This is a genomic window from Pseudomonas sp. P5_A2_2 (genome assembly GCF_054177685.1).
The window spans coordinates 1-7,858 of the sequence record NZ_JBGCUL010000150.1 but is presented as its reverse complement, the minus strand read 5'-3'; the positions used below and the strand labels follow the sequence as shown (position 1 = coordinate 7,858).

General features: G+C 59.5%; 7 protein-coding genes. 2 read left to right on the top strand and 5 right to left on the bottom strand.

Translation table 11 applies throughout. The features are described 5' to 3' along the window. Positions 1-3: 3 nt before the first annotated feature. The 4 genes from groL to ACXRVY_RS12000 form a co-directional block, all read right to left on the bottom strand. On the bottom strand, positions 4-1,650 hold the full coding sequence (groL, locus tag ACXRVY_RS12015; protein WP_150728305.1) for a chaperonin GroEL: 1,647 nt from the start codon (positions 1,648-1,650) through the stop codon (positions 4-6). A 49-nt stretch (positions 1,651-1,699) separates the two neighbouring features. Then, positions 1,700-1,993, bottom strand: a complete 294-nt coding sequence (locus tag ACXRVY_RS12010; protein WP_007985847.1) for a co-chaperone GroES — start codon at positions 1,991-1,993, stop codon at positions 1,700-1,702. Positions 1,994-2,241: 248 nt separating this feature from the next. Next, positions 2,242-2,718 carry an FxsA family protein gene (locus tag ACXRVY_RS12005; protein WP_223459973.1) on the bottom strand — a complete coding sequence of 159 codons (477 nt, stop codon included), beginning with the start codon at positions 2,716-2,718 and terminating at the stop codon, positions 2,242-2,244. 66 nt (positions 2,719-2,784) lie between these two features. Next, positions 2,785-3,516: a HugZ family pyridoxamine 5'-phosphate oxidase gene (locus tag ACXRVY_RS12000; RefSeq protein WP_223459971.1), complete on the bottom strand. Its 732-nt coding sequence runs from the start codon at positions 3,514-3,516 to the stop codon at positions 2,785-2,787. Between the two features lie 162 nt (positions 3,517-3,678). Between ACXRVY_RS12000 and ACXRVY_RS11995 the strand changes: the two genes are divergently transcribed. Next, positions 3,679-4,437, top strand: a complete 759-nt coding sequence (locus ACXRVY_RS11995; RefSeq protein WP_458237460.1) for an SDR family oxidoreductase — start codon at positions 3,679-3,681, stop codon at positions 4,435-4,437. Between the two features lie 121 nt (positions 4,438-4,558). Here the strand turns inward: ACXRVY_RS11995 and apbC are convergent, their stop codons facing one another. Further along, positions 4,559-5,653, bottom strand: a complete 1,095-nt coding sequence (gene apbC, locus ACXRVY_RS11990; RefSeq protein WP_458237459.1) for an iron-sulfur cluster carrier protein ApbC — start codon at positions 5,651-5,653, stop codon at positions 4,559-4,561. A gap of 184 nt (positions 5,654-5,837) precedes the next feature. On the opposite strand from apbC, the gene metG reads away from it, so the two are divergent. After that, positions 5,838-7,858, top strand: a 2,021-nt coding sequence (gene metG, locus ACXRVY_RS11985; RefSeq protein ID WP_458237458.1) for a methionine--tRNA ligase, incomplete at its 3' end; no start/stop codon positions are given.

Below are 7,858 nucleotides of genomic sequence, written 5' to 3'. Positions count from 1 at the left end.
GGCTTACATCATGCCGCCCATGCCGCCCATACCGCCCATGTCTGGCATACCGCCGCCAGCACCGCCGTCTTTCTTCGGTGCATCAGCAACAGCGGCTTCGGTGGTCAGGATCAGACCGCCGATCGACGATGCAGCTTGCAGCGCGGAACGGGTGACCTTGGTCGGATCCAGGATACCCATTTCGATCATGTCGCCGTATTCGCCAGTCGCAGCGTTGTAACCGAAGTTACCTTTGCCGTTCTTGACTTCGTTGACCACAACGCTTGGCTCGTCACCGCTGTTGGCAGCGATCTGACGCAGCGGTGCTTCGATGGCACGACGCAGAACGGCGATACCCACGTCCTGGTCGGCGTTGTCGCCTTTCAGGTCGAGGATTGCTTCCAGAGCGCGGATCAGCGCAACGCCACCGCCAGGTACCACGCCTTCTTCAACGGCTGCACGGGTTGCGTGCAGGGCGTCTTCAACGCGAGCTTTCTTCTCTTTCATTTCTACTTCGGAACCAGCGCCAACCTTGATCACTGCAACGCCGCCGGACAGCTTCGCCAGACGCTCTTGCAGTTTTTCACGGTCGTAGTCCGAGGAAGTTTCGGCAACCTGAGCACGGATCTGAGCAATGCGGGACTCGATGTCGCCTGCTACGCCAGCACCGTCAACGATGATGGTGTTTTCCTTGGAGATGGTCACGCGCTTGGCGCTGCCCAGGTTTTCCAGGGTGGCTGCTTCCAGGCTCAGGCCGATCTCTTCGGAGATAACGGTACCGCCGGTCAGAACGGCGATGTCCTGCAGCATGGCCTTGCGGCGGTCGCCGAAGCCTGGAGCCTTGACGGCTGCGACTTTAACGATGCCACGCATGTTGTTCACGACCAGAGTCGCCAGGGCTTCGCCTTCAACGTCTTCGGAAACGATCAGCAGTGGACGGCCGGCTTTGGCAACGGCTTCCAGCACTGGCAGCATTTCGCGGATGTTCGAGATCTTTTTGTCGACCAGCAGAACCAGCGGGTTGTCCAGCTCGGCAACCATGGTTTCCGGCTTGTTGACGAAGTACGGGGACAGGTAGCCACGGTCGAACTGCATGCCTTCTACAACCGACAGTTCGTTTTCCAGGCCAGTGCCTTCTTCAACGGTGATCACGCCTTCTTTACCGACTTTTTCCATGGCTTCGGCAATGATGTCGCCGATGGAGTTGTCGGAGTTGGCCGAGATGGTGCCAACCTGAGCGATTGCCTTGGTGTCAGCGCATGGCTTGGACAGGTTTTTCAGCTCTTTGACGATGGCGATGGTCGCCTTGTCGATGCCGCGCTTCAGATCCATCGGGTTCATGCCGGCAGCGACGGCTTTCAGGCCTTCGTTGACGATCGACTGAGCCAGAACGGTAGCGGTGGTAGTACCGTCACCAGCGTCATCGTTGGCACGGGAGGCAACGTCTTTGACCAGCTGCGCGCCCATGTTTTCGAAACGGTCTTCCAGTTCGATTTCTTTGGCGACAGAAACGCCGTCCTTGGTGATGGTCGGAGCGCCGAAGCTCTTCTCGATGATCACGTTACGGCCTTTCGGGCCCAGGGTCGCTTTTACCGCGTCAGCCAGGACGTTGACGCCTTTGAGCATTTTCTTGCGGGCGGAATCGCCAAACAGAACTTCTTTAGCAGCCATGATCGATATTCCTTAAATACTTTGTAGTAGCGGAAAATGAACGGGGGTATCAGCCTTCGATAACAGCGAGGATTTCGTTCTCGCTCATTACCAGCAGGTCTTCGCCGTCGACTTTCACAGTGTTGCTGCCGGAGTAAGGACCAAACACAACCTTGTCGCCCACTTTCACGGACAGTGCACGCACTTCACCGTTTTCCAGTACGCGGCCGGTGCCTACAGCGAGGATTTCGCCGCTGTTGGCTTTTTCGGCAGCCGAACCTGGCAGGACGATACCGCCAGCGGTTTTCTTTTCTTCTTCGCTGCGACGGATAACGACGCGGTCATGCAGAGGACGAAGCTTCATTGTCGATCTCTCCTAATTGTGGTTTTCATCGGCCGGTGTAGTCCCGGCGGGTTTAACAAAGGCCGGCGGTGCCGGTTGCGGTTCGTCAAGCGAACCGCGGAAGTCTGTCTGGCGTGTTCGCCAGAAACCTTGCGGTGACCGTTACATAAGGGCGCATAAGCTTATTACAAGGGCAGGGATCGAAAAATTTTCAGTTCGCTGCCCCGCAAACGAACACGGCACCCGAAGGTGCCGTGTCGATGTGCGTATTACTTGGTATCGCGGTGTTCGAACTCGCCTTCGATCACGTTGGGCTCACGGCCCAGCGGCTCGCGAGGTGCCGGGCCGCCACGGGCCTGGAGGTCGTCGGCGAACGCTCGCTGACGCATCGCCTGCTCTTCGGCGCGCTGGCGCATTTTACCCGCCAGCAGACGACGACTGAACGGCAGCAGCATGAACAGGCCGATCACATCGCTGATGAAACCGGGAAGAATCAACAGGCCGCCAGCCAATGCCAGCATCAGGCCTTCGAGCATGGTCTGGGCCGGCAGCTCGCCGCGGTTCAGGCTCTCACGGGCACGCAGGGCCGTGGCCAGGCCGGCGACGCGCAGCACGAACACACCGAACATCGAGCCGAGAATGATCAGCAGCAGGGCCGGGAAAAACCCGATGGACCCTGCCACCTTGACGAATACGAACAGCTCCAACACCGGGAACAGCAGAAAGAGCAACAAAAAAGGGCGCATCAAATGGTTCCTCAACGCAAGAATGCCTTGCCAGTTCACCTTAGATGACGTCGCCGTTTCGTGAATTCAAGCATCGGCCACTTCATTTTTCGGCCAATGATCGGCGTGAGCCAGAGAAACCAAGGCTTCGCGGACTTGTGTCGGGGTATTACAAGGCGCTTGAAACGGCAACCAGTACAGGCTTTGACCGATACGCAGGTGCATGCCTTCGCTGTCGATACCGGCCATTTGCGCTGGCACGTTTTTCGGCAGCCCGGCCAGATCGACGTAATGGGCGATGGCCTTGGCGTGATCGGCGTTCATGTGCTCGACCATGCTCACTTCGGCCTTGCCGGCGAACGGGTTGGCCAGTGTCAGGTCGTTGACCCAATGAATGGCGCCAAAACCGCCGATATAACGGTGGCGTACAGGCTTGAGCACCCATAAGTCGAAATCGTGAGCCTTGTGATAACCCTGCGACTCGGGAAAGTAGCGGTAGTAACGTTCGGAGCCGGCCTCGATAGCTGCTTCATCTTCAAGCTGCTGCGCCTCAGCCAGGTAAGTCAGTCGACCAACAGCCTGGACATCTTCGGCGCCACGTTCGCCGACAAAGAGCGAACACTTCGGATCTTTCTGCAGATTATGAGTGTGCTGGGCGATGCGGCTGATCAGGATCAGCGGCCGGCCCAGCTCGTCCAGGCAGTACGGAACCACGGAGCCGAACGGAAAACCGGGCATCGATTTGGAGTGCGTCGAGAGCACCCCACGGTATTCCTTGAGGAGCAATTCTCGTGCATGCTTAGCCGCTTCAACGCTCAATTTATGACTCCTTAAATAGAATCCGTCAGAAAAACGGACGAGCTGCTGGTGAAAGTCCCAGCACGCCATCGGGGCAGTTCTCATGTGCAGCCAAGCCAGGTCAGGCGCAGATCGAGAGGCTCTCTAAAGGAAACCACTCAGACCTGCTACCGGGGCATGCGAATGCAACTCACTGACAAAGTAATCATTATCACTGGCGGTTGCCAGGGTTTAGGCCGCTCCATGGCCGAGTATTTCGCAGGCCTGGGCGCGAAACTCGCGCTGGTGGACCTCAATCAGGAAAAACTCGACGATGCCGTCGCGGCCTGCAAGGCCCAGGGTATCGAGGCACGCGCCTACCTGTGCAACGTGGCCAATGAAGAGCAAGTGACCCACATGGTCGCCCAGGTCGCCGAAGACTTCGGCGCGATCCACGGCCTGATCAACAATGCCGGGATCCTGCGCGACGGCCTGCTGCTCAAGGTCAAGGATGGCGAAATGACCAAAATGAGCCTGGCCCAGTGGCAGGCGGTCATCGACGTCAACCTGACCGGCGTGTTCCTGTGCACCCGTGAAGTCGCGGCGAAAATGGTCGAGCTGAACAACAGCGGGGCGATCATCAATATCTCGTCGATTTCCCGCGCTGGCAACGTCGGTCAGACCAACTACTCCGMCGCCAAGGCCGGTGTCGCGGCGGCAACCGTGACCTGGGCCAAGGAACTCGCACGCTACGGCATTCGTGTCGCCGGCATTGCACCGGGCTTCATCGAAACCGAAATGACCCTGAGCATGAAGCCTGAAGCCCTGGAGAAGATGACCGCCGGGATCCCGCTCAAGCGCATGGGCAAGCCGGAAGAGATCGCCCATTCGGCGGCGTACATCTTCGAGAACGACTACTACACCGGTCGGATTCTGGAGATGGATGGCGGGTTGCGGATCTAAGACGCGACAAAGAACAACTGTAGGAGCGAGCCTGCTCGCGATGGTGTATCAGTCGACACCGCGGTGCCTGACACACCTTCGCGAGCAGGCTCGCTCCTACAGGGATTCGTATTTCAGCTTATTAGTCGTCGCTGACGCTGATATTCGGCATCGCCGGCGTCAACGCTTCCTGCAATACGATCCGCGCACCGACATGGCGAGCCAGTTCCTGGTAGACCATGGCGATCTGGCTGTCAGGCTCGGCGATCACCGTTGGTTTGCCGCCATCGGCCTGTTCGCGGATGACCATCGACAGCGGCAACGAGGCCAGCAGCCCGACGCCATACTGGTTGGCCAGTTTCACGCCACCGCCTTCACCGAACAGATGCTCGGCATGTCCGCAATTGGAGCAGATGTGCACGGCCATGTTTTCCACCACGCCCAATACCGGGATGTTGACCTTGCGGAACATTTCCACGCCCTTGCGCGCGTCCAGCAATGCCAGGTCCTGCGGGGTGGTCACGATGACTRCACCGGCCACTGGCACTTTCTGCGCCAGGGTCAACTGGATGTCACCGGTGCCCGGCGGCATGTCGATGACCAGGTAGTCCAGGTCGCCCCACGCAGTCTGGGTCACCAATTGCAGCAAGGCGCCGGAGACCATCGGACCGCGCCAGACCATCGGCGTGTTGTCGTCTGTCAGGAACGCCATGGACATCACTTCGACGCCATGGGACTTGAGCGGAACGAACCATTTCTGATCCTTGACCTCAGGACGGGTGCGCTCGGGGATGCCGAACATGATGCCCTGGCTTGGGCCGTAGATGTCTGCATCGAGAATCCCGACCTTGGCACCTTCGCGGGCCAGGGCCAGGGCCAGGTTGGCCGCCGTGGTGGATTTGCCCACGCCGCCCTTGCCGGACGCCACAGCTACCACGTTCTTGACGTTGGCCAGCCCCGGAATCTGTGCCTGGGCCTTGTGTGCGGCGATGACGCTGCTGATGTCGACACGGGCGGATGCCACGCCGTCCAGGCCTTCGATGGCCATTTGCAACATCTGCGCCCAGCCGCTCTTGAACAGACCGGCGGCGTAGCCCAGTTCGAGCTGAACGCTGACGCGGTCGCCCTGGATCTCGATGTTGCGCACACACCCGGCGCTGACCGGGTCCTGGTTCAGGTATGGGTCGGTGTATTGGCGAAGGACGGCTTCCACCGCTGCGCGATTGACGGCGCTCATGGGCAACTCCGAAAACAGGACTTGGAAAAGATGGAGAGTATCGTACCTGTTCTAAGCGTCAGGCGGGATGCTCAAAAGATTGCATCGACCCGTTACTCATCCAATGAAACAGGCCCACAGGGTGAAAAATATGCGCCAGCGCTTTATAGTGGCCGACCTCCGTTTCATCAAGTAGCCGAGCCCCATGTCCGAGCCACGCAAGATCCTCGTCACCAGCGCCCTGCCCTATGCCAATGGTTCGATTCACCTCGGCCATATGCTGGAATACATCCAGACCGATATGTGGGTGCGCTTCCAGAAGCACCGCGGCAATCAATGCATCTATGTCTGCGCCGACGACGCCCACGGTTCGGCGATCATGCTGCGCGCGGAAAAGGAAGGCATCACCCCGGAACAACTGATCGCCAACGTCCAGGCTGAACACAGCGCCGACTTTGCCGACTTTCTGGTGGATTTCGATAACTTCCACTCCACTCACGCCGAAGAAAACCGTGAGCTGTCGAGCCAGATTTACCTGAAGCTGCGTGACGCCGGGCACATCGCCACGCGCTCGATCACCCAGTATTTCGACCCGGAAAAGAAAATGTTCCTGGCCGACCGCTTCATCAAGGGCACCTGCCCGAAATGCGGCACCGAAGACCAGTACGGCGACAACTGCGAAAAATGCGGCGCGACTTACGCGCCAACCGACCTGAAGGATCCGAAGTCGGCGATCTCCGGCGCCACCCCGGTGCTCAAGGATTCCCAGCACTTCTTCTTCAAGCTGCCAGACTTCCAGGCCATGCTGCAGACCTGGACCCGCAGCGGCACCCTGCAGGACGCCGTAGCCAACAAGATCGCCGAATGGCTGGACGCCGGCCTGCAACAGTGGGACATCTCCCGCGATGCGCCGTACTTTGGTTTTGAAATTCCCGACGAGCCGGGCAAATACTTTTACGTGTGGCTGGATGCACCGATCGGCTACATGGCCAGCTTCAAGAACCTGTGCAACCGTACGCCGGAGCTGGACTTCGATGCGTTCTGGGGCAAGGACTCGACCGCCGAGCTGTACCATTTCATCGGCAAGGACATCGTCAACTTCCACGCCCTGTTCTGGCCAGCCATGCTCGAAGGCGCAGGCTACCGCAAGCCGACCGGGATCAACGTGCACGGCTACCTGACCGTCAATGGCCAGAAAATGTCCAAGTCCCGTGGCACCTTCATCAAGGCCCGGACCTACCTGGACCACCTGTCGCCGGAATACCTGCGCTACTACTACGCGGCCAAGCTGGGCCGTGGCGTCGACGACCTCGACCTGAACCTCGAAGACTTCGTACAGAAGGTCAACTCCGACCTGGTGGGCAAAGTCGTCAACATCGCCAGCCGTTGCGCCGGCTTCATCAACAAGGGCAATGCCGGCGTGATGGTCGACACCAACGCCGCGCCGGAACTGACCGAAGCCTTCCTGGCCGCCGCGCCGAGCATCGCCGACGCCTATGAAGCCCGCGACTTCGCCCGCGCCATGCGCGAGATCATGGGCCTGGCCGACCGCGCCAACGCCTGGATCGCCGACAAGGCGCCGTGGTCGTTGAACAAACAGGAAGGCAAGCAGGATGAAGTCCAGGCCATCTGCGCCACAGGCGTCAACCTGTTCCGCCAGCTGGTGATCTTCCTCAAGCCTGTGCTGCCATTGCTGGCCGCCGATGCCGAGGCGTTCCTCAACGTCGCGCCGCTGACCTGGAACGACCACGCGACCTTGCTCAGCAATCACCAGTTGAACGAGTTCAAGCCGTTGATGACCCGAATCGACCCGGTCAAGGTGCAAGCCATGACCGACGCCTCGAAAGAAGACCTGACCGCCAGCCAGACCGACACCGGCGCAGCCGCACCTGCCGGCAATGGCGAACTGGCCAAGGATCCGCTGTCGCCGGAAATCGAGTTCGACACCTTTGCCGCCGTCGATTTGCGCGTCGCGCTGATCGTCAAGGCCGAACACGTGGAGGGCGCCGACAAGCTGTTGCGCCTGACCCTGGACATTGGTGACGAGCAACGCAACGTGTTCTCCGGGATCAAGAGTGCCTACCCGGACCCATCCAAGCTCAATGGTCGCCTGACCATGATGATCGCCAACCTCAAGCCACGGAAAATGAAGTTCGGCATCTCCGAAGGCATGGTGATGGCCGCCGGCCCTGGTGGCGAAGAAATCTACCTGCTCAGCCCTGACAG